A 25,325-nucleotide genomic window follows, 5' to 3' on the forward strand; every position below is an offset into this window, starting at 1 on the left:
TTGTCTTAATTCTTGATACTATCATCTTGATACTATCTGTGGAGAATAACGGAGTCGAACCGTTGACCTCCTGCGTGCAAGGCAGGCGCTCTAGCCAGCTGAGCTAATCCCCCAATCTAATTATGAATTGTGAATTATGAATTATGAATGATTATTCACAACCTCTCAACTCTAGAATTTCCTTTTTTTAAGCTTTCTACAGTCTTTTTTAATTTATAACTTATAATTCATAACTTATAACTCTAAAAAAGTAGTCCCGGGCAGACTCGAACTGCCGACCCCTACATTATCAGTGTAGTACTCTAACCAGCTGAGCTACGAGACTCTGTTTTTTACTTATTTTTAATTCTTTTTTTTAAATTAACAGCAAGAGTAATATAATCTTCGGTCTTGAAACCAATTGTCTCTTCGTCTTCTCTCTTTAGCGTGCCTTGCAGCTAACACTAAAGCTCTAGAAAGGAGGTGTTCCAGCCGCACCTTCCGGTACGGCTACCTTGTTACGACTTAGCCCTAGTTACCAGTTTTACCCTAGGCAGCTCCTTGCGGTCACCGACTTCAGGCACCCCCAGCTTCCATGGCTTGACGGGCGGTGTGTACAAGGCCCGGGAACGTATTCACCGGATCATGGCTGATATCCGATTACTAGCGATTCCAGCTTCACGGAGTCGAGTTGCAGACTCCGATCCGAACTGTGACCGGTTTTATAGATTCGCTCCTCCTCACGAAGTGGCTGCTCTCTGTACCGGCCATTGTAGCACGTGTGTAGCCCAAGGCGTAAGGGCCGTGATGATTTGACGTCATCCCCACCTTCCTCACAGTTTGCACTGGCAGTCTCGTTAGAGTTCCCGACATGACTCGCTGGCAACTAACAACAGGGGTTGCGCTCGTTATAGGACTTAACCTGACACCTCACGGCACGAGCTGACGACAACCATGCAGCACCTTGTAAATTGTCTTGCGAAAGATCTGTTTCCAAATCGGTCAATCTACATTTAAGCCTTGGTAAGGTTCCTCGCGTATCATCGAATTAAACCACATGCTCCACCGCTTGTGCGGGCCCCCGTCAATTCCTTTGAGTTTCAGGCTTGCGCCCGTACTCCCCAGGTGGGATACTTATCACTTTCGCTTAGCCACTGAAATTGCTCCCAACAGCTAGTATCCATCGTTTACGGCGTGGACTACCAGGGTATCTAATCCTGTTCGCTACCCACGCTTTCGTCCATCAGCGTCAATCCACTGGTAGTAACCTGCCTTCGCAATTGGTATTCCATGTAATCTCTAAGCATTTCACCGCTACACTACATATTCTAGTTACTTCCCAGTAATTCAAGTTCAGCAGTATCAATGGCCGTTCCACCGTTGAGCGATGGGCTTTCACCACTGACTTACTAAACCGCCTACGGACCCTTTAAACCCAATGATTCCGGATAACGCTTGGATCCTCCGTATTACCGCGGCTGCTGGCACGGAGTTAGCCGATCCTTATTCTTACGATACCGTCAAGCTCCTTCACGAAGGAGTGTTTCTTCTCGTACAAAAGCAGTTTACAATCCATAGGACCGTCATCCTGCACGCGGCATGGCTGGTTCAGGCTTGCGCCCATTGACCAATATTCCTCACTGCTGCCTCCCGTAGGAGTCTGGTCCGTGTCTCAGTACCAGTGTGGGGGATCTCCCTCTCAGGACCCCTACCCATCGTCGCCATGGTAAGCCGTTACCTTACCATCTAGCTAATGGGACGCATGCTCATCTTTTACCGTTGGAACTTTAATATGAACTTCATGCGAAATCCATATACCATGGGGTATTAATCCAAATTTCTCTGGGCTATCCCCCTGTAAAAGGTAGATTGCATACGCGTTACGCACCCGTGCGCCGGTCTCTAGTTCCGAAAAACTATACCCCTCGACTTGCATGTGTTAAGCCTGCCGCTAGCGTTCATCCTGAGCCAGGATCAAACTCTTCATCGTATATTATTAAGCATTACTGCTTGTCTTATTTTCGACTCCGATTCTAGTGGTTATTCTCAAATCTTCCGATTCTATTACTCTTATTTTATTTGTCTCGTCTTTCGGACGAGACGGCTGTCAATTCAATATGTCTAGGAACGTGTTCTTCTTTTGTTTTGCCCGAGACGCGATAAATCGCCGTCTCTACCAAAGCGGGTGCAAAAGTAACAATTCTTTTTTAACCAACAAGAAAATTTTGAAGTTTTTTTTGAAAATTTTATTTCCGTGTACTTCTCACTTTTCTTATTCAGTTTTTCAAGGAACGTTACGTATTTTGCGGGGTGCAAAGATAAGCTCCGTTTTCGAATCTCACAAGCTTTTTTGAATCTTTTTTTGAAAAAAAATTTTTCTTTCTAATTCTATCAGCCTGTCAGGATTTCTATGAACGTCTGCGTTGTTGCGGGTGCAAAAGTAGTGCGTTTATTCGTTTTGACAATGGCTTTTTTAATCTTTTTTATATTTATTTTTTAAGTGATTGATATGTTGATATTTATAAATACAAATGTTGCAGGACTGCGGACTTTTCTGCGCCGATACCCATGTTGGGATACTTTTTACCTCTAATCAGAGGCGGTTTTTCTCGCAAAGACGCAAAGGCGCTAAGGCAAAACCGATTTCTTTGTGATTAAGGAGACGCAAAACAGGAAAACACAAAACAAGAGACATATAACAAGGAGAAGTATAACAATACGTCTCTACGGCAGAATCCCTTCTATTGCCTCTTTTAAGATTCACGCAAAAACGGATTTCATTTTGGATAATTCCCTCCTATATATATTATGGTGTCGATTATCTGCCTTCCCTCTTATGAAAACCCATCCCCTAGCCCTGATGGGAATGGAAAGCCTCGAGGAAATAAACCTATTTTTCCTGGACCGACAGAGCGACCAACGGAAGCTCCTGACGGGACAATAGGAAAAATGGTTTATGACCGAGAGCTTGTAATGGACAGCAGGAAATAGCTCCTGATTATTATTTTGAATACCTAAATGAATTATCAATCTTTTTGGATTACCAGAAACTATCTAATTTCTTTCGCAAATCGACAAAAAAACCGAACTTTGCACTCTAAAAATTACACTTATGACACTTCATATAGAAACTCCTGCTTTGCTCTTTTCGGCCACTTCGCTAATCTTATTAGCATATACTAATCGGTTTTTGACGGTTGCGACCATTGTACGAGGCCTGAAGAAAGTTTATAAAGAGAAAGAGAACCGTATGATTTTATTGGAGATAAAGAACCTCAACCGCCGATTGACACTTATTCGCTTTATGCAAATGTCGGGTGTACTGAGTTTGTTTTTATCGGTTTTTACGATGCTTGTTTTATTCCTGGATTACCAATTGACAGGGATTTATTTGTTTGGATTTAGCTTACTTGCTCTTTTGACCTCTTTGGCACTATGTTTTTGGGAGATTAACATCTCTGTTGACGCTTTGCGATTGCATTTGAGTGACCTTACTCATAAAGAACTCGAAAAGGAACAACAAACAAAATAACTTAGGCAACAAATCGTTCTTTTCTGAAAGAATATACTATTGATTTTAAGATACTTTTTAAACCTTTTGCAGTAAAAAAAGTCTTATACCAATAATTCTTTCGAAATATGAAAAACGAAATCTTATGGTCTCTTCGCTTAGGTTTTAGTACCGAGCAATCTAAATCTATAGAAAAATTAGGAATAGAAGATTTTTTGAAACAATCTTTTAAAGCTTCTTATAATACAACTGTTCCAGATTTGCTGAAAGATAGTCCGAAAACTTTTGAGGATTTTAAAGCTATTAGAAAGACCAAAAAGGATGATCCCGAAAAATCGAAGGAATTATTAAAACAAGAAAATCAGACTTTACAAGAGCTAAAAGCGTGGTGGATTGAACAAATTGCATCCAATGAATTTCCGCTACGAGAGAAAATGACACTTTTTTGGCACAATCATTTTGTTACTTCTTCGCAAAAAGTAAAAATAAACTATTGGCTTTTTCAAAATAATCAATTGTATCGGGAAGAGGCTTTTGGGAATTTTAAAACACTGACCAAAAAAACGTTGCAGACCAATGCAATGGTACGTTATCTGGACAATACCGATAATCGAAAAGGTAAAAGCAACGAGAATTTAAGCCGTGAACTACTCGAACTTTTTACATTAGGCATCGGAAATTATTCGGAATCAGATATTAAAAACGGAGCTAAGGGGCTTGCCGGTTTAGGCATTGGGAAAGATGGTGCGGTGTATCACCCTTTTTTTGAAGACAATGACTCTATTGAGTATTTGGGCAAAAAAGGAACATTAAAAATGAACGAAATGGTAAATGCCATTTTTGACCATCCAAAAATTCCTTATTTATTGACCAAAAAAATCCTTCAATGGTTTATCTACGATCAGCCGAAAGATGAACTAATTCAATATTATGGAAAGTATTTCAAAAAAGTGAATTTTGAAATCGAGCCTTTGTTATTAAAAATATTCACTGAGGAATTCGCCAAAAAAGAAACTTCTGGCGCAAAAATTAAAAATCCGCTGGAATATTCATTGCAATTGATTGATGAACTCCATATCGAGAATCCCAATATGAATGCTTTGGTTTATTTTCTAAAGCAACAAGGCATGGACTTGTTCAACCAGCCCAATGTAAAAGGCTGGGACGGCGGAAACAGCTGGCTTACTTCACAAATCTATTTACAAAGAAACAATATTGCCGATATGCTTTGTAATGGAAGAAATTTCAATAGACAAAAATCGGCTATGGAAAACAACGTTGCCAACAAACAGTCCATTACTCCAACAATCGATTGGAATCCAAGTGAAAATAATAAGGGAATCATAAAAGGATTAACCGACAGGATGCTTTTTACGGTTGACAAATCTTCGCAGGAAGACTTTGAGAAAATTCTAAAATATGATTTTGATCCAAAATCCCCCGGAGCAGACAATGCAGTCCTGAGACTTTTTAATGCAATAGTAAAATCACCCGAGTTTCAAATCATTTAATTTTTGCAACTATGAACAGAAGAAACTTCCTCGCCTTAACAGGGACTTTTACTGGAGGCGCGCTTATTTTACCAGACTTCTTACATGCATTTGGCACACAGGAGAACCTCATAATTGGAGATCAGTGCGTTGTTTTTGTACAATTGAATGGAGGAAACGACGGATTAAACACCTACATTCCTTTTCAGGATGAGTTGTATCATCAATTTCGACCAACAATTGCGCTTTCAAAAAATGATGTTATCTCCGGCAATAACGGTATGGCTTTTCACCCTTCGTTAAAAGATTTTGCCACGATGCAACAAAATGGTGATTTATCAGTCATACAAAATGTAGGTTATGCAAATCCTGTTCGTTCGCATTTTCGAAGTCAGGAAATTTGGCAAACTGCCCCAACAAATCAGGAATATTTAAACCAAGGATGGCTTGGGCGTTATCTCGATTTGCAATGCAATGACCATCAGCCAACAGCTGGAATCAACATAGACACTATCGACAATTTGGCTCTTAAAGGAGAAGAACCAAACAGCATTACTGTAAAAGATCCAGATCGATTTACCACTAAAAAAACCATTGAAGATTCGGAACAATTATCTGGTAATCCACAGTTGGATTTTGTTCGAAAAATAGCCAACTCAGTTGTTGAGGGTTCGGATGCAATTCAGAATGCGTTGCAAAAAGGAACTCCATCAGAAATAAATTATCCAAAAACTGGATTGTCCAAAAACCTAGAATGGATTGCCCGATTGATTAAAGGAAATCTTCATTCGAAAGTATATTACACATCAATGGGCGGTTTTGACACACACGATAATCAACTGACCATTCATCAAAACAGATTAAAAGAACTCAATGATGCGGTTTTTAGTTTTTATAATGACTTAAAAAAAGCCCAATTGTTATCTAATGTTACATTGGTTATTTTTTCTGAATTCGGGAGAAGAGTCGCCGATAACGGAAGAGGAACCGATCATGGTACAGCAGCACCAATGTTTGTAATTGGAGGCAACAACCAAGGAAAAGTTATTGGTAAAAATCCAGATTTAACTGATTTGGACAAAGGAGACCTAAAACACCAAATTGATTTTAGAAGTGTGTATGCTTCTTTGCTGGAGCAAAAATTAAGTTTCAGCCCAAGCAAAATTGGAATAAGAAACAACACATTGAAAGGATTGTTTTAAGCAAAAGCATTCGTCAATTTTTTTTTATTTTAAATGACCTATCTTTGTCCGCTTTTTAAATAAAAAAAAATGACAAAGAATCAAGTCTTAAAAGGAACCTTTCTGGTTGCATTGGGCGCTACAAGTTACGGCATGCTTGCCACTTTTGTAAAAATGGCCTATGATGAGGGTTTCACTACTGCCGAAGTAACCTCATCTCAATTTATACTAGGAATTATTGGAATTCTCATTATTAATTGGTTTCAAAAATCAAAAAACAAAAATGCCGTTGTCAAAGCCACTAAGAGAAACATATTGCAATTAATGCTTGCCGGCACCTCAATAGGATTAACAAGTGTCTTTTATTACATATCTGTAAAATACATTCCTGTTTCCATTGCCATTGTACTATTAATGCAAACAGTTTGGATTGGTTTACTCCTTGAAATGATTTTGGAAAAAAAAGTTCCCTCAGCACAAAAGATTATTGCGGCGATTGTCGTTTTAATAGGCACTTTTCTGGCTACCAATATTTTTAAGAATGAAATCCAATTGGACTGGCGAGGGCTTCTCATGGGATTTTTAGCTGCCTGTTCATTCACCACTACCATGTTTACCGCCAATCGGGTTGCTTTAGGAATTTCGGCGGCACAAAGAAGTCTTTATATGCTTTTGGGTGGAATCATAATTGTTTTTTGTTTTGGAATCGCAACACAGAATGTAGCATTCAATTTTGAAATATTCTTAAAATGGGGAATCATATTATCCCTTTTTGGCACAATCATTCCGCCAATGCTTATGACTGCAGGTTTCCCTCTCACAGGAATAGGCTTGGGAAGTATTGTTTCGGCACTTGAACTTCCTGTTTCGGTTTTAATGGCTTATTTTCTACTTCACGAAAAGGTTGATTTATTACAGTGGATTGGAATACTTCTCATTATTTTGGCTGTTATAATGATGAATATCACATTTAAAAAAGATTAATATTATTGATTATCAACATTTAAACAACACAAACCCTAATATTAGTTGTTTTTTTCTTAAATTCGTAACTCATACAATTCTTATTAAATAAAAAAGACATTGTATCGAAAAACTATTTTCATTCATTTTCCCAATTAAAGATTCTATTAACTTAATTTTTTTATCATGAAAAAACTTTTTGCAGAATTTTTCGGAACGTATTGGTTGGTTTTTGGAGGTTGCGGCAGCGCATTATTTGCGGCAGGCATACCTAATTTAGGAATTGGATTCATCGGAGTTTCATTAGCCTTTGGGCTAACTGTTTTGACCATGGCTTATGCGGTTGGACACATTTCGGGTGGACATTTTAATCCTGCGGTTTCTTTCGGATTATGGGCTGGCGGTCGATTTGCGGCCAAAGAATTACTTCCTTACATTATAGCACAATGCGTTGGTGCAATTGCTGCTGCAGGGACGCTTTTCACGATTGCTTCTGGAAAAGCAGGTTTTATGATAGACAACACCAAAGCAGGAGCTTTTGCATCAAACGGTTATGGTGCTTTTTCTCCCGATGGATATTCGATGCAGGCTGCTTTTATTGCCGAATTTGTTCTGACTTTATTCTTCCTTTTAATCATACTCGGTGCCACCGATAAATTTGCTAATGGAAAATTTGCCGGAGTAGCCATCGGACTTGGACTCACCCTTATACACTTAATCAGTATTCCCATCACAAATACTTCGGTAAATCCTGCGAGATCATTATCACAAGCAATTTTTGTAGGAGGAGAACCCTTATCACAACTTTGGCTGTTTTGGGTGGCTCCAATTTTAGGAGCTATTGCTGCAGGATTTATCTATAAAAATCTGCTGCAAGATCATTCTCAAGCTTAATTCACACCTAAATAAATATTTAAAGAGAAAAACGAAATACTGAATTTGTTTTTCTCTTTATTTTTGTAAAATGAATTCATTATTTCAATCCGAGCCAATACATTTTGATCTGCCAGATGCCGAAATCATCTACTTTCCTTCTTTTCTATCAAAAGCCGAAGCAGATTTTCTTTTTCGGGAATTGCTAGAAAAAACACCTTGGCAACACGATGAAATTACCGTTTATGGCAAAAAACATTTGCAACCGAGATTGACGGCTTTATATGGAAATGAAGGAAAACCGTACTCCTATTCCAACATCACTATGCATCCTCATCATTGGACTTTGGCTTTACAAAAAATAAAATCATTGGTCGAAACGATTTCCGAAACCAATTTCACTACCGTTTTATTAAATTATTACAGAGATGGCAAAGACAGTAACGGTTGGCATGCTGATAACGAAAAAGAATTGGGCATAAATCCCATAATTGCCTCGATAAGTTTGGGTGCCGAACGCAACTTTCAATTAAAACATAACTTTGATACGTCCCAAAAAATGAATATTGTTCTAGAAAACGGCAGTTTATTATTGATGAAAGGAACTACTCAACATTTTTGGAAACATCAGATTCCAAAAACAGCCAAACCTGTTGGCCAAAGAATAAATTTAACATTTCGGACTATTGATTAAAATAAGGCATGGAAATTGCTATAGCATTTTTAGGCGAATATCTAATTATATTAATATCTTACACAAACGGGAAATGACAATAAATCCAGATTATAACTACGCTGACATTTAGAGAAATCACCCGCTAAAAAAATTAAAATTTTCAATATTTTTTTTAATTAAAATAAAAAGTAATAATTTTTTTTATTAATATTGATATTAGAATTAAAATCGTTTTATTAATCATTAACACAAAATAGAATTAATTTTCACGTGATGAAAAAGAGTAACCGCAAAGAATTAAACTGGGAACAAACAGAAAGACTGATGACATTGGCCCAAGAGGAAAAAAATCCATTTGAAATTATTAAAAAAGAATTTGGATTAGCTGAGAAAGAGGTTCTTGAAATTATGAAAAAGAAAATGCCAGTGGAAAAATATGAAATGTGGAAAAAGAAGGCTATCGCAAGTAAACCAAAACCAAAACCTCTTAAAATAGATGATTTTGATGACGATCTAGATGGCAAATATTACATAAAAAATAAATTAGATTAACAATCTTACTAACTCCTGAATTTCAGGAGTTTTTTTATTTTTATTCGAATTCCAAAATTAAACCCAAATAACGTAATGGAACACAGGTGTGCTTCGTCTGTTCGCTATCGGCTCGAGTCACAGATTATACGGATTCACACGAACTTCTAATTATTTTTAAAGCATAAAATCTGCGCAGTCTACGAAAAAAAACAAATAAAATTCTAATGTGGATTTTAACATAAATCACTATCAAGTCTCTATTTCCAAAAGAAGGCAACTGTGTAACATTTTTGGGGTTTGAAGTACTAATTCATTAAAACAAACTTAGACAAAATGAAAAAAATAATTTTTGCACTTGCTTTTTCTTTCTTCTTATGGACAAGCAAAGCCAACACCACAAACCTTCCTGATCCCAAAAAAGAAACAATTGAAGTCAGCATCAATCTTACTGATGTAAAAGATGATCAGGTTTTGGTAACTGTAAAAGCTCCAAAAATCAAAAAAGATGAAATCATTTACTGCCTTCCAAAAACAGTTCCCGGGACCTATTCTGAAGATGATTACGGACAATACGTTGCCGATTTCAAGGCGCTTGACGCAAAAGGGAATTTATTGACTGTTTCCAAATCTGACGACAACACCTGGATTATCAAAAAAGCAAAAACTTTGGCAAAAATCACTTATCTGGTGAATGACACATTCGATACAGAAAAAGGAAAGGGTTTTGGAAAAGATGATGTATTCTCACCAGCCGGAACAAACATAGATGCCAATAAAAACTTTATGCTAAACTTACACGGTTTTGTTGGATATTTTCAAGACAAAAAAGAAAGCCCATATAAAGTCACGATAACTCACCCTGCAACTCTTTGGGCTGCAACTTCAATAATTGACAAAGACGGTTCTACGTCAACAGATGTTTTTGAGATGCCACTATATTCAGAATTACTGGAAAACCCAATCATGTATTCCAAACCAGATTACACAACTTTTAATGTAGATGGTATGGATATTCAGATTGCTGTTTACTCACCAACGGGAAAATTCACCGCTGAAAGCATCACTCCCGAAATGAAAACCATGATGACAGCTCAGAAAACTTTTTTAGGAAAAATTAATTCGACTAAAAAATACACCGTCATTATTTACCTTTCTTCCATGACCCAAACCGATGCAAAAGGTTTTGGCGCATTAGAACACCCAACAGCAACCACCGTTGTTATGCCCGAAATGATGCCAAAGGACGAACTTGTTGAACAACTAAAAGACATTGTTTCACATGAGTTTTTCCATATCGTAACTCCGCTAACAATACATTCGAAAGAAATTCAGTATTTTGATTATAATGCCCCAAAAATGTCACAGCACCTATGGATGTATGAGGGAGTAACTGAATATTTTGCAAATCTTTTCCAAATCAATCAGGGATTAATCAACGAAGATGATTTCTATTCTCGAATAGTCGAAAAAATGGAAAGTGCCAAAACCATGAATGACACCATGCCTTTTACCACCATGAGTGCAAATGTACTTAAGGAGCCTTATAAAAGTCAATACTTAAATGTATATCAAAAAGGAGCTTTGATCGGAATGTGTATTGATATAATAATTAGAGAAAAAAGCGACGGAAAAAGAGGTGTTTTGGATTTAATGCACCATCTTTCTACTGAATATGGAGTTTCAAAACCATTCAACGATGCCGATTTATTTGCAAAAATAACATCTTTGACTTACCCTGAAGTTGGTGAATTCCTGACCAAATATGTCGCTGGACCTACACCAATTCCTTATTATGACTATTTGGCAAAAGTAGGAGTAACAAAAGTTATCAAAAAAACACCAGAAGGAGTATTCTTGAAAGGACAGATACCTTATATTGGTGTAAACAGAGAAAACAAAGAAATTTTTATTGGTGCCAATGACTTACCAATTTTTTATACCACATTGGGATTAAAAACTGGAGATGTCATTCTTGCCATCAATGACAAAGACTATTCTCTAGACAATATTTACGAGATGATTTCAGAAAGTCAAAAATGGAAAGAAAACGATTCTATTTCTGTCAAAATCAGACGTGATGGAAAAGAACAGTTGATAAAAGGAGTTGTAAAACTTCCATATATAGATACTGATGGCCTTGATGCAACAGATAGTTCAAAAGCCACTTTGAGAGAAGCTTGGCTAAAAGGATAATATTTTCAAGCCCAATCTAAATCCCATTCGCCGAGGCGAATGGGATTTTTTTTTAAATTCGCTCCCATTAAAACTACACATTCAAACTATTTTCTTTATTTTGCGCCAAAAATAAACAAAACTGGAATCCCAAATGATATGTGATTTTATGTTTCAAAAAACCAATATTATTTACACATGAAAAATTCAATTATTGCTTTTGCTACTTTGCTTCTTTTAGTTGCCTGTAACAAAAATGAATCAAAAACAAACCTTCATATCACCGGAAATGTAAAAGGATTAAAAGAAGGCACACTGTTTATTCAGAGATATGCTGATTCTGCCCTTGTCGCAATTGACAGCATCAAAATAGATGGAAATTCTGCTTTTGAAAGTAACATTGACCTGAAATCTCCCGAAATGCTGTACTTATATCTTGACAGAGGAGTCACCAATTCACTTGATAACAACATTATGTTTTTTGCGGAACCAGGCAATATCAACATTGACACTAACCTAGATTCATTCATCACAAGTGCAAAAATTACGGGATCCAAAAATCAAGAATTATACGAGCAATACAAAAAAATAAATTCTCGTTTTAATGACGAAAATCTAACATTGATTGAGAAAAAATTCAAAGCCTTAAAAAGCAACAACACAAAAGCAATGGACAGCATAAACAATTTGCAAGATAGCAATACTAAAAGAAAATATCTTTATGCTACCAATTTTGCGGTAAACAATAAAAATTACGAAGTCGCTCCTTATATTGCTTTGGCCGAAATCTATGATATCAATATTAAATATTTGGACACCATCCAAAAATCAATGACTCCAAAAGTGGCCAATTCTTTTTATGGTAAAAAATTAACCAAATACGTTAAAGCCATAAAAGAAACTGAAAAAAATTAATTTCATCTTTACCTTATAAATCAAAAACCGTCTCGTTATTAAAAACGAAACGGTTTTTTTTTAACCTATAAATCGCATAAAATCGAAAAAACCACCTAATATAAATTAGATGGTTTTTCTTTGAGCCGATAGAGGGACTCGAACCCACGACCTGCTGATTACAAATCAGCTGCTCTAGCCAGCTGAGCTACATCGGCAAAAATATGTTTGTAATGTGTTTCAATTTAAATAAAAAACCACCTAAAAGATAGATGGTTTTTTTGAGCCGATAGAGGGACTCGAACCCACGACCTGCTGATTACAAATCAGCTGCTCTAGCCAGCTGAGCTACATCGGCCTCTCATTACGGGTGCAAATATAAGTCCGAATTTCATTTTACCAAAATAAATTCGAACTTTTTTGCCCCTTTTTTTTACTACAAATCGTTGATTTTAGCAATCAATTGATTAGCAGTTTGTTCCAATTCAACATTTATTTGTTTGAAATGTGCTTTTTTGTTTTCAACATTTTTAGCGTTCACTTTAGTGATTAAAGTGTCAAAAGCAGTAATAGCTTCGTCAATCAACGCGTTTGTTTCCTCTGTAGGTTTTCCTGTTGTAGTAATTTCAAACAGGTAAACTGCTTCAATAATATCCCCTAAAACGTAATTGATGTCTTTCTTTAAATTCTTAACGTTTGCCATTTTATTTATTATTTAATTTGCGATTGCAAAAGTACACATTATCTTTCTAATCCTCACTATGAAATATAAATTTCTAAAACAGAAGCATTTCCCTTTAAATCATAATTCTTCATCGCTGCCGGAATAAGCACAGTATCCCCTTTTATATACTTATGTGTTTCACCATCATACTCCAATTCAAAAGAGCCCTCTATACACATATACACCACAAAAGACGAACCTGAATTTGCGACTGCTTTTTCACCTTCCAATGGAATAAAATTAGTCGTAAAATAAGGACAATCCACTACAGTATTAGACTTATTTACTTCTTTATTATATTCTTTATAGGTATCTACTTTTTTATAATTAATGGCATCCAATGCTAAATCAACGTGAAGTTCTCTTGTATTTCCTTGAGCATCTTTTCGATCAAAATCATACAAACGATAAGTAATATCCGAAGTTTGCTGTATCTCGGCAATAACCAATCCTGCCCCTATGGCGTGAACAGTTCCCGTTTCCAAGAAGAAAACGTCTCCTGGTTTTGCTTTTATACCATCAAGTATGTTTGTTAGCGTTTTATTATTTAGATTTTCCATGTATTCCTCAGAACTGGAATCTTCTTTGAATCCAACAATAATTCTGGCATCGGCATCGGCTTGCATTACATACCACATTTCGGTTTTACCAAAAGAATTATGACGCGCTTTTGCCAATTCATCATTTGGATGAACCTGAATCGACAAATCTTCACGGGCATCCAGATATTTAAAAAGTAAAGGAAACTGATTCCCGAATCTTTTATAAACGGCCGTTCCCAATATCTCGTTTGGAAATTCATTGATTAATTCTGTCAAAGGCTTTCCTTTGTACGCACCGTTTGCCACAACGCTGACATCTCCGTCAACTGTAGATAATTCCCAACTTTCACCCGTGATTTTAGATGTGATTGGTTTATTCAAAATTGTTTTTAATTTTTCCCCACCCCAAATTCTTTCTTTGAGAATTGCATCAAACTGCAATGGATATACTTTTGAACTCATTTTCTTTTTTCTTTTTTGTTTTTTTTGAATTTCTATTTTTCACAACCAAACAATAATACTGTTCAGTCAATTTATTGCATCAATTTTTTAATAGCTTCCAAAGCTTTTGGAATATGCTTTTTGCTCTCATACTATCAAACACCATAATGATTGTTCCGGCTTTATCAGCAACATAAGTTACTCTTCCTGGCAATAATCCAAACAAACCTGAAGGTACCCCAAAAAGGTTTCTTATTTTTTTGTCCGAATCAGACAAAAGTAAAAAAGGTAACTTATATTGTTGGGTAAATTTTTGATGAGAAGCAACACTATCACTACTTATCCCAATTACCTCGGCACCCAAGTCCTTAAAATCTTCATATTGATCCCGAAAACTACAGGCTTGCACCGTACAACCCGGCGTATTGTCTTTTGGATAAAAATAAATAACCAATGGTTTTTGACCAATTATTGCCAAACTGTCAAAATCATTTCCACTAGTGTCTTTGGCTTTAAAATGTGGAATTTTATCTCCTACTTTCAGTTCCATCTATTCCCCTTTATAGGTTACAAAATTACGCGGTGTTTCATAAAGAACCACTTCAAGATCCAATTCGGATTTTACTTTTTTTCGAATTTTATTCCAAATCACCACTACAATATTCTCGGCTGTAGGATTCAAATCCTGAAATTCTGGAACGTCCAGATTCAAGTTTTTATGGTCAAATTGATCTTCAACCTGCTCCTTTATTATATCTGTTAGGAATTTCACATCCATAACATAACCGGTTTCCTGATCAATCTCACCAGTAACACTCACAATCAATTCATAATTATGTCCGTGAAAATTGGGATTATTGCATTTGCCAAAAACAGTTTCATTTTGTTCAAAAGTCCAATCTTTTCTGTACAAACGATGAGCTGCGTTAAAATGAGCTTTTCTGGATATAGTTACTCTCATGGGGGATTAAGATTTTTGATTTCTGATTTTAGATTTTAGATTCTTGATTTTAGATTTTTGGATTCTGAAATCTGAAATCTAAATTCTGAAATCTTAAATCGTGTGTTCTTCTAAGAAATGATAAAATTCGTCAAAAATAATCTTGAACCAAACCGTGTAAATTTCAGGATTTAAAACCATATCGCTTTTAACATCCTCAATTTTCATCCATTTCCAAGCTTCGACTTCCTCGGGATTAATTATCGGTTCATCATTGTAATAACCAATCATTACGTGATCAAGCTCATGCTCGGTCAATCCGTTATCAAAAGGAGCTTTGTAAATAAAACTAAAAAGCTCTTTCAACTCCGCTTTTAACCCCATTTCTTCATACAATCGCCGACTCCCGGCCTGAATATTTGTTTCTCCATCCCGCTGATGACTGCAGCAGGTGTTGGTCCACAATAAAGGGGAATGGTATTTGTGATGCGCCCTTTGCTGTAGCATAATCTCATTTTTATCATTCAAAATAAAAACAGAAAAAGCCCGATGTAAAACGGCTCTTTCATGTGCTTCCAGCTTAGGCATCAACCCAATCTGTTCATCTAATTCGTTTACTAATATTACTTGTTCTTCTTCCATATGGTTAATTAATGAAGCAAAAGTACAAAAAAGATATCCTTTCTAAAGCCTTTACAATTCATTTGCTTTTGGCTCAAAAATTTCTTTTCAAACCCTGAGTTCGATTACTAATTTTTTGGAGCAGAAAAATTAGGCATTATTAACAACATTGTTCCCGCTATCCGCTGTATCTTTATGTTTTTAAAGGAAAAACATAAAGGATGCCGCTTCTATCGGGGCTAACGAGAGAGATTTGGCTTTTTTATAATCATCCCAAAAAAGAAAAAAAGTAATAATCAACTCGAACTTTTCATAATTATTTCGCAAATATTAGATTTCCCTTCATCAATATTTCCTTTTCCGTCTGTATCTTTGATATAGAAAACATTACTGACAAATAATTCAGCACCTGTCTAAATACAATAATAAAGAGACAGACTTAGGCCTCTTAATTAATTTTACAAACAACAAAGGAGCAATTTTCAACTTTCTTAATAGAACTTAGAACAAATATTTAGCTTAAAAAATAACTTCTTTTATCAAAATCTGGCTTTGTCAATTCAATTTGAAGCAATAAAATGTAAATAAAATTAGTACTACTTTTTATAGGAAGATAGTACTACAATAAATTTATTATTATAGTTGTAATTTTACAACAGTTTAAATTATTGTGCTAAACCTGGCATTTAAATCAAACAGACAAAAACACCGACATTTCACTTCATAGTTATCCTTTACTTATGGAGTTTAAAAACATCTATCATGAAAACAAAAACATCATTTTTATCCATTTTACTCTTACTACCTTTCTTTGTTTTTCAAGCTTGTGGGCAAAACAAAGAAACAAAGAGCAGTACAATGATTCCGCTTGACAATCATCAAGGCAAACCTGGAAACCCATACTACTCGCATACCGACACCACAAAACTCAACCTGACCGATGCCGAGTGGAAAAAAATTCTGCCAGAAGATGTTTATCTTGTTTCCCGAAAAGCAGATACCGAAAGACCATTTACTGGAAAATACTGGAACACCGATGTAAAAGGAACTTATTATTGTGCAGCCTGTGGCAACCTTCTTTTTCGGTCCGGAGCCAAGTTTGCCAGTAGTTGCGGATGGCCTAGTTTTTTTGAACAGGAAAACAAAAAAAGCATCGTTTTTCGGGACGATAATTCCCTAGGAATGGAACGAATTGAAGCACTTTGCGGCAGATGTGGCGGTCATTTAGGCCACTTATTTGATGACGGTCCTGCACCAACCGGAAAAAGATATTGTATGAATTCAATCGCACTTGATTTTGTCCCCGATACTAATAAAAAATAATCCTCATGAAAACAAAAGCATTAATTTTACTCAGTTTCCTTTTTACAGGAATACTATTTTCACAAAAAAATAACACCTCTAAAAAAATGACACAATCTAATTATGAAACCATAACCCTTGGTGGCGGATGCTACTGGTGTATAGAAGCCGTTTACCAAAACCTTAAAGGAGTAAAATCAGTAGTTTCGGGTTTTTCTGGTGGCAAAACGGTCAATCCCAGTTACGAAGAAGTTTGTTCTGGAACCACAGGTCATGCTGAAGTGGTTCAGATTACATTTGATAAAAATGTAACCAATATTAATGAAATTTTCAAAGTTTTCTTTACCGTTCACGACCCGACAACACTTAATCGACAAAGTGCCGATATAGGAACTCAATACCGTTCTGTGATATTCTATAATAATGAAGAGCAAAAACAAGCGGCACAATCCATTATTGCAGAATTAAACAATGCCAAAGTGTATCCAAAACCTATAGTCACAACTGTAGAACCTTTCACGAAGTTTTACGAAGCCGAAGATTATCACCAGGATTATTATGCCAACAACAAGGACAAACCGTATTGTCAATTGGTTATTCAGCCCAAATTGGAAAAATTTGAAAAAATTTTTAAAGACAAATTAAAACGAAAATAGTAATAATAATGCTACCGGAAAAATAACAAAAGAGGCTGTATCACACAAATTTAGTAATACAGCCTCTTTTATCATTCTATATAATTCTGTCAGTGACTAACTTCTATGGTATAAAATTTAACTTTCCCGTAAGTTCCTTGTTCATCACCTTGAGGATTACAGCCAACATTAAAATAATTATTAAATCCCCCCCATTTGTCATAATTATCACCGGCATAAACTTTCTTTTCTCCATCCACACTAACTTCCATTTTACCGTCTTTAATAACAATTTGCAAAGTAAATTTATCAAAACCAACTTGCTTCTTAAATGTATAACCATCATCATCAATCCATGATTCTTCTTTCAACAAATCATTTCCGGTGATAGATGGATTTGCAATTCTCTTTGATCTTAATTTTATAAAACCATTGTCCCAATAAACCTTTAAAATAGCTGGAGCATTTTTATCTTTTGCACCAATTAAATTAGCTTGTTCTTCTTTTAACCTGCCTCCTATCTGAGCAAAAATAATTCTTGAATAATTAGCATCCTTTTTGGAAACCTCAACCATTTTCAAAGATGTTTTTAGCGTAGCACCTTGCTTAAAAGTCCAACCCGCATCACCTCCAAACGAATTTTGTTCTTTCAATTCAGTTTTTGCCGTAGCTTTTTTTGCTCTTACAGCCTGACTAACATAAAAAACCAAAGACCTGTCATCCGAATCATTATACATAAATTTCTGAATATCCAGGTTTTCACTATAATCCAAAAGTGGCTGTCCTTTGTATGTTGTTGCAGCTCCTTCCGGAATAGTTAATTTCCATAAACTTAAATCTATTTTTGGCGCTTTTTGGGCATAAATAGTAAAACTGGCACTAGTAAATAGTGCTAACAAATAAATTTTAATTTTTTTCATTTTGGGGCTAATTTGGGGGTTGACAATTGTAATTAATTGATTTTCCAGAAGGACCTATAACGAGAAATCAACTGAAAAAATCAGAATGATTTCCACCAAATAAAAAACAAATACTTCTAAATAATCGATTACAAAAATCATTTTTTTATTTCATTCATCCAATTTTTTTTAAATATTTCCCCTTAAATAAAGTACAAAAAAAGTACCTCCAAAAAATACTATAAATCAACAAGATAGAGATAAAAACAACAAAATTTGGTTTCTTTCAGTATATTTTATCACACATATTTTGAAGATTACGATTGTATATGTGTAATAAAAACAATTATTTAATAGTTTAGGCTAATAAAAAACTAATTTTTCTGCAAAACTTCTGCAATTTTCAAAGCACATTTCTCTCCATCAATGGCGGCCGAAATAATTCCGCCAGCATAACCTGCGCCTTCTCCACATGGGTAAAGTCCTTTTATTTGCAAATGTTCCAATGTTAACGGATCTCTCGGAATTCTGACAGGAGAGGAAGTTCTGGATTCTGGCGCATGCAAAATGGCTTCATTGGTCAAATATCCTTTCATTGATTTCCCGAATTCCGTAAAACCTTGTCTTAATATTTGTGATAAAAAGCCAGGAAAAACCTGCCCCATTTCCACCGAAGTCGTTCCTGGAACATAAGACGTTTTTGGAATATCCGAAGAAACTTTATTTTGCGTAAAATCGACCATGCGCTGCGCTGGTACTTTTTGGGTTTCCCCTGCCAGATGCCATGATTTTTGTTCGATACTTTTTTGAAATTCCATTCCGGCCAAAGCTCCGAATTTGGCAAAAGGCTTAAAATCTTCCAACTTCAATTCGATAACAATTCCCGAATTGGCAGTAGCTTGATCCCTTTTGGATGGCGACCAACCGTTAGTAACCACTTCGCCCGGACTTGTGGCACAAGGAGCAATTACACCACCCGGACACATACAAAACGAATACATTCCACGGCCATTCACCTGTTTCACTATCGAATAAGGCGCTGGCGGCAGATGTTCGCCTCGATAATCACAACTGTACTGAATGCTATCAATCAATGACTGTGGATGTTCTGCTCTTACGCCCAAGGCAAAAGGTTTGGCCTCGATAAGCACTTTCTTTTTATCTAACAATTCAAATATATCTCGGGCTGAATGTCCTGTCGCCAAAATTAATTTATTAGCCAAAATTGTATCTCCGTTTTGGGTTACAATTCCCTGAACTTCATTGTTATTAATCAAAATATCAGTCAAACGGGTTTCGAATAAAACCTGTCCGCCACATTCGATAATTTTCTCCCGGATATCCTGTATAATTTGAGGCAATTTATTTGTTCCAATATGCGGATGGGCATCGACCAATATATCTCCGGTAGCACCAAAAGCAACCAATAATTCTAATATTCGGGTGACATCGCCACGCTTTTTAGAACGGGTGTATAATTTTCCGTCCGAATAAGTTCCTGCTCCGCCTTCGCCAAAACAATAATTGGAATCTTCGTTGACGATATGATCTCTATTGATGGCTTTCAAATCACGACGACGTCCGCGAACGTCTTTTCCTCTCTCGACAACTATTGGTTTTAACCCCAACTCTATCAATTGCAAAGCCGCAAAAAGTCCTGCCGGTCCTGCTCCAACAACAATAACTTCCTGAGCGTTTGACACATTTTTATAATCTGGCAGTTCTATTTTTAGTTCCTGAAAAGGTTCTCCTTTTAAATAAATCGAAACTTTCAAATTGATTTTGATCGCTTTTTGACGGGCATCAATTGATCGTTTCAAAATAGCCACATGCTGAATCTCATTTGCCGAAACTTTTATTTGTTTAGACAAATGGGTTTTCAATAGCGATTCGTTGGAGGCAATTTCGGGAGAAACTTGTAATAGGAGTTCTTGTGGCATATCGTATTTATTCTATTAGCTTTTCTTTCTATGAAAAGAACATGCAAAAATACTATTTTGTACTGACATTAGCTCTTTAATAAAAAATCCATTTTCAAAATAGACTTTGTACCTTTACCGCATTGAAATTTTGCACTTATAAATAATGTCCAGAAAAATAAAACTAATATGGGATTTTCGTGGCCCTGCTTCGGCAAAAACAGCCGAACACCACGAAATTCATTTGAAAGAATATATCACGATTGAAAAATTACCGATAAACATTACAGGATTTGAAATCCTGAACGAAATGTATGCAATCGCTTTTATGGTCGTAACCGAAGAAAATATGATTCAAGTACGCGATGCATTGAAACCGCATCGTGGGGAGGTTTATATTGATTAAAATTCCAAAAAAGAAATTCCAAATCCCAATGAAGGTAAATACCAATAAAAAAAATCCAAATTCCAAAACTCAAACGAGCAATTGGAATTGGAATTTTAAAATTTTGTAATTTCTTCTAATTCGCTACTTCGCTGATAAATTTAATTCGCATCAAGCGTAATTCGTCAATATCGTAATCTCCATCAAATTCTTTAAGAGCTTTCTCGATACTATCCGATTCTGATTCCATAAAATAATCATGTATCTCTTCTTGCTGATCTTCATCAAGCATTTCGTCCAACCAATATTTGATGTTCAACTTGGTCCCCGAATAAACGATTTGCTCCATTTCTTTAATCAAATCATCCATTTTTAACCCTTTTGCGGAAGCGATATCCGTCAAAGCTAACTTTCTGTCTATGTTTTGAATAATATATAATTTATTGACAGAATTCACTCCAGTTGATTTCACAACCAAATCATCGGGACGTATAATATCATTTTCCTCCACATAACGGTTTATCAATTCGGTGAATTCTTTACCGTATTTTTTGGCTTTTCCTTCACCAACCCCATGAATATTAGTCAATTCAGCTTGTGAAATAGGATACTTTAAAGCCATATCTTCAAGAGAAGGATCCTGAAAAACCACAAATGGAGGGACTCCTAATTTTTTAGCCACTTTTTTACGCAATTCGCGCAACATTGACATCAATAATTCGTCAGCAGTTCCAGATGATTTTGCCGCAGTTACAATAGCCTCATCTTCGGACTCACTGTATTCGTGATCCTCGGACATCATGAAAGATTCTGGGTGTTTCAAAAAAGCCAGACCTTCCTTGGTTATTTCAATTATTCCATAAGTTTCAATGTCTTTTTTCAATAATCCCGCCACAAGAACTTGTCGCAACAAAGCCATCCAAAATTTGTCATCGTGATTTGAACCTGACCCGAAAAAGGATTGAGAATCGGTTTTATGAGCATTAATAACAGCATTCACGCGACCTATCAAAGTAAAGACAATCTCTTTGGATTTGTATATATGCTTGGTTTTTTTGACAACTTCCAATAGTTTAAGTACTTCGTCTTTGGCTTCGACTTTTGTTTTTGGATTGCGCACGTTATCGTCCATGTCTGCACCTTCGCCAGTTTCGCTATCAAATTCTTCCCCAAAATAATGCAGTAGAAACTTACGTCTGGACATCGAAGTTTCGGCATAAGCAACAACTTCATGTAACAAGGCAAATCCGATTTCCTGCTCGGCAACCGGCTTTCCAGACAGGAATTTTTCCAGCTTTTCTACATCTTTATAAGAATAATAAGCCAGACAATGTCCTTCGCCACCGTCACGACCGGCGCGCCCTGTTTCCTGATAATAACTCTCCAATGATTTTGGAATATCGTGATGAATCACAAAACGCACATCGGGCTTGTCTATTCCCATACCAAAAGCGATAGTTGCAACCACAACTTCTACATCTTCCATCAAAAACATATCCTGATGTTTAGCGCGTGTTTTGGCATCCAGTCCGGCGTGATAAGGAACAGCGCTTATGCCGTTTACCTGTAAAACTTCGGTAATGGATTCTACTTTTTTACGGCTCAAACAGTAAATAATTCCAGATTTTCCTTTGTGCTGCTTTATGAAACGAATGATATCCGATTCGATATTCTTGGTTTTTGTCCGAACTTCATAAAACAAATTGGGTCTGTTAAACGAAGCTTTATAAACAGTCGCATTGGACATTTCCAAATTCTTCAGAATATCCTCCTGAACCTTTGGAGTGGCTGTGGCTGTAAGTCCAATAATGGGAACTTCACCCAACTGTTTAATGATATTTTTCAGATTTCGATATTCCGGTCTGAAATCGTGTCCCCATTCTGAAATACAATGCGCTTCATCAATTGCTACAAATGAAATAGAGACTGTTTGAAGAAATGCAACATATTCATCTTTCGTTAGGGATTCTGGGGCTACATATAACAATTTTGTTACCCCTTTTGAAATATCGGATTTTACTTGAGCGATTTCTGTTTTGGTGAGTGAGGAATTTAAAACATGGGCAATTCCATTTTCTGAAGAAAGACTACGGATAGCATCGACCTGATTTTTCATCAATGCTATTAATGGCGAAACAACAATTGCGGTTCCTTCCTGTACTAATGCTGGTAATTGATAACAAAGTGATTTCCCTCCTCCTGTCGGCATAATAACAAAAGTATTTTGTTTATTAAGCAGACTCGTTATTACTTTTTCCTGTAGGCCTTTGAATTGGCTGAAGCCAAAATATTTCTTTAATTCTTTGTGTATGTCAATTTCGTTTGAATTCATTCTTTAATATGTGGTATTTTGTATAAATTTGCGGAACATAAAGATACAACTTTCTTTTAGACTTACAAATTTAAAATTATCAGTTTTGATCACAAGGGAAAATATATTGGCCACTGCCAAAAAAACTATTGAATCCGAAAGCCAATCTATTGCAAAACTAATCGATTACATTGACGAAACTTTTGCCAAAGCTGTAGAAACCATCTATAATTCCAAGGGGAGGTTAGTTGTAACGGGAATTGGTAAAAGTGCCATTATTGCCCAAAAAATGGTGGCCTCGTTCAATTCAACCGGCACGCCTTCTTTATTTTTGCATGCCTCCGAAGCGATTCATGGCGACTTAGGAATGATTCAAAATGACGATGTTATCATCTGCATTTCTAAAAGCGGCAACAGTCCGGAAATCAAAGCATTAGTTCCTCTTTTGACTCGTTTTGGTAATACATTGATAGGAATGACAGGAAATATGACTTCCTTTTTGGCCAAAGGATCTCATTATGTATTGAATACGACTATTGAAACCGAAGCCTGCCCATTGAATCTAGCTCCAACAAACAGCACTACAGCACAATTGGTCATGGGAGATGCGCTGGTGGTTTGTCTAATGGTAATGAAAGATTTCAAAGCCGAAGATTTTGCCGTGTATCATCCTGGTGGTGCTTTGGGCAAAAAATTATTGCTTCGTGTGACAGATATGCTGGAGCACACTTTGAAACCTGAAGTAACTCCTGAAACTTCAATTAAAAAAGCTATTTTTGAAATTTCAGAAAAACGATTAGGAGTAACAGCCGTTGTTGAAAACAACAAAGTAGTTGGTATAATTACCGATGGCGATATTCGAAGAATGCTGAACGACAGGGATACTATTGCGGGTCTGAGTGCCAAAGACATTATGACCAAAAGCCCAAAAACAATAAAATCAACTGACATGGTTGTGGACGCCTTTAATTTGATGGAAGATTTCTCTATTACCCAACTAATCGTTGTTGACAACGGAGAGTACAAAGGCGTACTGCATTTACATGATATTTTAAAAGAAGGAATAGTATAATGACACATAAAAAACTGGGCGAAATGTCCTTTTTAGACCATCTTGAAGAATTAAGATGGCTTTTGGTTCGAAGTACAACTGCCGTAATTATAATGGCTTTTGTAACTTATTTTGTCAGTGATTACTTGTTTGACACCATTATTTTTGGCCCAACAAGACCCACTTTTTTTACCTATCGTTATTTCTGCGAATTATCGCATCAATTGGGATTTGCTGAAGGTCTTTGCATTACTGAAATGCCTTTCATTATTCAAAATACCGAAATGGAAGGACAGGTAAATATATTTGTCTGGATGTGTATTCTGGCAGGTTTCATTTTGAGTTTCCCTTATATTTTATGGGAAGTATGGAAATTTATCAGCCCTGCTTTGTATGACAATGAAAAGAAAAATGCTAGGGTATTCATATTTACCTCTTCGATGCTTTTCTTTTTAGGGGTTATATTTGGATATTACGTTGTTATTCCAATGTCTGTGAATTTTGTGGCTACTTTTACAATAAGTGATGTAGTCAAAAACCAATTTACATTGGACTCTTATATCGGAATGGTAAAAACCAGTATTCTGGCTAGCGGATTGTTTTTTGAACTCCCAATAATCATTTACTTTCTAACAAAATTAGGGCTTGTAACTCCCGAGTTTTTAAGGAAATATTGGAAATATGCCGTTGTAATAATTCTGATTGTAGCAGCAATTGTTACTCCGCCAGATGTGGTGAGCCAAACTATTGTTGCCATCCCAATGTTGCTTATTTATGAAGTAAGTATCTTGATTTCAAAAATTGTATCACGAAATAAAAAGAAAGAAAATGTCTGATATCGTACAGGAATTTAACGACTACCGTTCAAAAATGAACGAAAAATTATTGGCAGACAATAATAAAATAGTGAAACGCATTTTTAATCTAGATACTAATGCCTATGCCGAAGGAGCTTTGGACGTAAAAACCAAAGAACTTTTAGGATTAGTGGCCTCAACTGTTTTGCGTTGCGATGATTGTGTAAAATACCATTTGGAAACCAGTCATAAAGAAGGTGTTACCAAAGAAGAAATGATGGAAGCTATGGGAATCGCAACACTCGTAGGAGGCACAATCGTAATTCCTCATTTGCGCAGAGCTTATGAATTTTGGGAAGCATTGGAAGAGCAGGGCAATTAAATAATTTGAAAATTAGTCAATTAGATAATTTCATACGATATGTTAATTCGTTTATTTGATTGATTTATTTTATTTTATTTTGCCACAATTATCTCATTATCAA

Annotated in this window: 23 protein-coding genes, 4 tRNA genes, 1 rRNA gene and 1 pseudogene; 16 read left to right on the forward strand and 13 right to left on the reverse strand. The window is 36.0% G+C overall.

The window, feature by feature from the left end:
* Positions 1-39: 39 nt before the first annotated feature.
* From EM308_RS00340 to EM308_RS00350, 3 genes are all read right to left on the reverse strand, one after another.
* A tRNA-Ala gene (locus tag EM308_RS00340) sits at positions 40-113 on the reverse strand.
* A 138-nt stretch (positions 114-251) separates the two neighbouring features.
* Positions 252-325: transfer RNA gene (locus EM308_RS00345), tRNA-Ile, on the reverse strand.
* A gap of 130 nt (positions 326-455) precedes the next feature.
* Positions 456-1,969: ribosomal RNA gene (locus EM308_RS00350) — 16S ribosomal RNA — on the reverse strand.
* 818 nt (positions 1,970-2,787) lie between these two features.
* On the opposite strand from EM308_RS00350, the gene EM308_RS00355 reads away from it, so the two are divergent.
* The 10 genes from EM308_RS00355 (at position 2,788) to EM308_RS00400 (ending at position 12,294) form a co-directional block, all read left to right on the forward strand.
* A complete protein-coding gene (locus EM308_RS00355) occupies positions 2,788-2,970 on the forward strand; it encodes a hypothetical protein (RefSeq protein WP_035638166.1) in 183 nt (60 codons plus the stop codon).
* Between the two features lie 121 nt (positions 2,971-3,091).
* The gene (locus tag EM308_RS00360) at positions 3,092-3,511 is read left to right on the forward strand and encodes a DUF2721 domain-containing protein (RefSeq protein WP_035638168.1); all 420 of its coding nucleotides are present in this window, start codon (positions 3,092-3,094) and stop codon (positions 3,509-3,511) included.
* Positions 3,512-3,618: 107 nt separating this feature from the next.
* Positions 3,619-5,001: a DUF1800 domain-containing protein gene (locus EM308_RS00365; protein ID WP_035638170.1), complete on the forward strand. Its 1,383-nt coding sequence runs from the start codon at positions 3,619-3,621 to the stop codon at positions 4,999-5,001.
* An 11-nt stretch (positions 5,002-5,012) separates the two neighbouring features.
* Complete coding sequence (locus tag EM308_RS00370; protein ID WP_035638171.1) at positions 5,013-6,182, forward strand: DUF1501 domain-containing protein; 1,170 nt, start codon at positions 5,013-5,015, stop codon at positions 6,180-6,182.
* A gap of 69 nt (positions 6,183-6,251) precedes the next feature.
* Positions 6,252-7,145 (forward strand): EamA family transporter, encoded by an 894-nt coding sequence (locus EM308_RS00375; RefSeq protein ID WP_035638173.1) that lies wholly within the window; start codon positions 6,252-6,254, stop codon positions 7,143-7,145.
* A gap of 165 nt (positions 7,146-7,310) precedes the next feature.
* Positions 7,311-8,018 (forward strand): aquaporin Z, encoded by a 708-nt coding sequence (aqpZ, locus tag EM308_RS00380; protein WP_035638175.1) that lies wholly within the window; start codon positions 7,311-7,313, stop codon positions 8,016-8,018.
* A gap of 70 nt (positions 8,019-8,088) precedes the next feature.
* Entirely contained in the window at positions 8,089-8,691 is a 603-nt protein-coding gene (locus EM308_RS00385; RefSeq protein WP_035638177.1) for an alpha-ketoglutarate-dependent dioxygenase AlkB family protein, read from the forward strand.
* 255 nt (positions 8,692-8,946) lie between these two features.
* Positions 8,947-9,225 (forward strand): DUF2805 domain-containing protein, encoded by a 279-nt coding sequence (locus tag EM308_RS00390; RefSeq protein WP_035638180.1) that lies wholly within the window; start codon positions 8,947-8,949, stop codon positions 9,223-9,225.
* A 315-nt stretch (positions 9,226-9,540) separates the two neighbouring features.
* Positions 9,541-11,400 (forward strand): M61 family metallopeptidase, encoded by a 1,860-nt coding sequence (locus EM308_RS00395; RefSeq protein WP_035638182.1) that lies wholly within the window; start codon positions 9,541-9,543, stop codon positions 11,398-11,400.
* A gap of 177 nt (positions 11,401-11,577) precedes the next feature.
* Positions 11,578-12,294, forward strand: coding sequence for a DUF4369 domain-containing protein (locus tag EM308_RS00400; protein ID WP_035638183.1), 717 nt, complete (start codon positions 11,578-11,580; stop codon positions 12,292-12,294).
* Between the two features lie 123 nt (positions 12,295-12,417).
* Here the strand turns inward: EM308_RS00400 and EM308_RS00405 are convergent.
* The 7 genes and pseudogenes from EM308_RS00405 to idi all read right to left on the reverse strand — a co-directional run bounded on the left by EM308_RS00405 (position 12,418) and on the right by idi (position 15,562).
* Positions 12,418-12,491, reverse strand: a tRNA-Thr gene (locus EM308_RS00405).
* A 66-nt stretch (positions 12,492-12,557) separates the two neighbouring features.
* Positions 12,558-12,631 (reverse strand) — tRNA-Thr (locus tag EM308_RS00410).
* A gap of 78 nt (positions 12,632-12,709) precedes the next feature.
* Positions 12,710-12,976 (reverse strand): hypothetical protein, encoded by a 267-nt coding sequence (locus EM308_RS00415; protein WP_035638185.1) that lies wholly within the window; start codon positions 12,974-12,976, stop codon positions 12,710-12,712.
* A gap of 56 nt (positions 12,977-13,032) precedes the next feature.
* Positions 13,033-14,001 (reverse strand): type I phosphomannose isomerase catalytic subunit, encoded by a 969-nt coding sequence (locus tag EM308_RS00420; protein ID WP_035638187.1) that lies wholly within the window; start codon positions 13,999-14,001, stop codon positions 13,033-13,035.
* A 71-nt stretch (positions 14,002-14,072) separates the two neighbouring features.
* Positions 14,073-14,530: pseudogene (locus EM308_RS00425) on the reverse strand (peroxiredoxin).
* Positions 14,531-14,941 (reverse strand): 6-pyruvoyl trahydropterin synthase family protein, encoded by a 411-nt coding sequence (locus EM308_RS00430; protein ID WP_035638190.1) that lies wholly within the window; start codon positions 14,939-14,941, stop codon positions 14,531-14,533. It lies immediately after the preceding pseudogene.
* A 93-nt stretch (positions 14,942-15,034) separates the two neighbouring features.
* Positions 15,035-15,562 carry an isopentenyl-diphosphate Delta-isomerase gene (idi, locus tag EM308_RS00435; RefSeq protein ID WP_035638196.1) on the reverse strand — a complete coding sequence of 176 codons (528 nt, stop codon included), beginning with the start codon at positions 15,560-15,562 and terminating at the stop codon, positions 15,035-15,037.
* Between the two features lie 741 nt (positions 15,563-16,303).
* Between idi and msrB the strand changes: the two genes are divergently transcribed.
* Together msrB and msrA are read left to right on the forward strand one after the other, a co-directional pair.
* Positions 16,304-16,864: a peptide-methionine (R)-S-oxide reductase MsrB gene (msrB, locus tag EM308_RS00440; RefSeq protein ID WP_035638198.1), complete on the forward strand. Its 561-nt coding sequence runs from the start codon at positions 16,304-16,306 to the stop codon at positions 16,862-16,864.
* A 5-nt stretch (positions 16,865-16,869) separates the two neighbouring features.
* Positions 16,870-17,499 (forward strand): peptide-methionine (S)-S-oxide reductase MsrA, encoded by a 630-nt coding sequence (msrA, locus tag EM308_RS00445; RefSeq protein WP_035638201.1) that lies wholly within the window; start codon positions 16,870-16,872, stop codon positions 17,497-17,499.
* 89 nt (positions 17,500-17,588) lie between these two features.
* Here msrA and EM308_RS00450 read toward each other — a convergent pair whose 3' ends face one another.
* Both EM308_RS00450 and EM308_RS00455 read right to left on the reverse strand, forming a co-directional pair.
* Positions 17,589-18,398, reverse strand: coding sequence for a polysaccharide lyase family 7 protein (locus EM308_RS00450; RefSeq protein ID WP_035638205.1), 810 nt, complete (start codon positions 18,396-18,398; stop codon positions 17,589-17,591).
* A 353-nt stretch (positions 18,399-18,751) separates the two neighbouring features.
* On the reverse strand, positions 18,752-20,317 hold the full coding sequence (locus tag EM308_RS00455; RefSeq protein WP_035638206.1) for an NAD(P)/FAD-dependent oxidoreductase: 1,566 nt from the start codon (positions 20,315-20,317) through the stop codon (positions 18,752-18,754).
* A gap of 145 nt (positions 20,318-20,462) precedes the next feature.
* Between EM308_RS00455 and EM308_RS00460 the strand changes: the two genes are divergently transcribed.
* Positions 20,463-20,702 (forward strand): hypothetical protein, encoded by a 240-nt coding sequence (locus EM308_RS00460; RefSeq protein ID WP_035638209.1) that lies wholly within the window; start codon positions 20,463-20,465, stop codon positions 20,700-20,702.
* 115 nt (positions 20,703-20,817) lie between these two features.
* Here the strand turns inward: EM308_RS00460 and recQ are convergent, their stop codons facing one another.
* Positions 20,818-23,013: a DNA helicase RecQ gene (recQ, locus tag EM308_RS00465; RefSeq protein WP_035638212.1), complete on the reverse strand. Its 2,196-nt coding sequence runs from the start codon at positions 23,011-23,013 to the stop codon at positions 20,818-20,820.
* Between the two features lie 85 nt (positions 23,014-23,098).
* Here recQ and EM308_RS00470 point away from each other — a divergent pair, with 85 nt between their 5' ends.
* From EM308_RS00470 to EM308_RS00480, 3 genes are read left to right on the forward strand one after another with little or no spacing between them, the layout of a single operon-like run.
* Positions 23,099-24,064: a KpsF/GutQ family sugar-phosphate isomerase gene (locus EM308_RS00470; protein ID WP_035638215.1), complete on the forward strand. Its 966-nt coding sequence runs from the start codon at positions 23,099-23,101 to the stop codon at positions 24,062-24,064.
* Positions 24,064-24,879: a twin-arginine translocase subunit TatC gene (gene tatC, locus EM308_RS00475; protein ID WP_035638217.1), complete on the forward strand. Its 816-nt coding sequence runs from the start codon at positions 24,064-24,066 to the stop codon at positions 24,877-24,879. The genes EM308_RS00470 and tatC overlap by 1 nt, the downstream gene beginning before the upstream one ends.
* Entirely contained in the window at positions 24,872-25,222 is a 351-nt protein-coding gene (locus EM308_RS00480; RefSeq protein WP_035638219.1) for a carboxymuconolactone decarboxylase family protein, read from the forward strand. The genes tatC and EM308_RS00480 overlap by 8 nt, the downstream gene beginning before the upstream one ends.
* Positions 25,223-25,325 lie beyond the last annotated feature (103 nt).

This window comes from Flavobacterium gilvum, assembly GCF_001761465.1.
Taxonomy (GTDB): domain Bacteria; phylum Bacteroidota; class Bacteroidia; order Flavobacteriales; family Flavobacteriaceae; genus Flavobacterium; species Flavobacterium gilvum.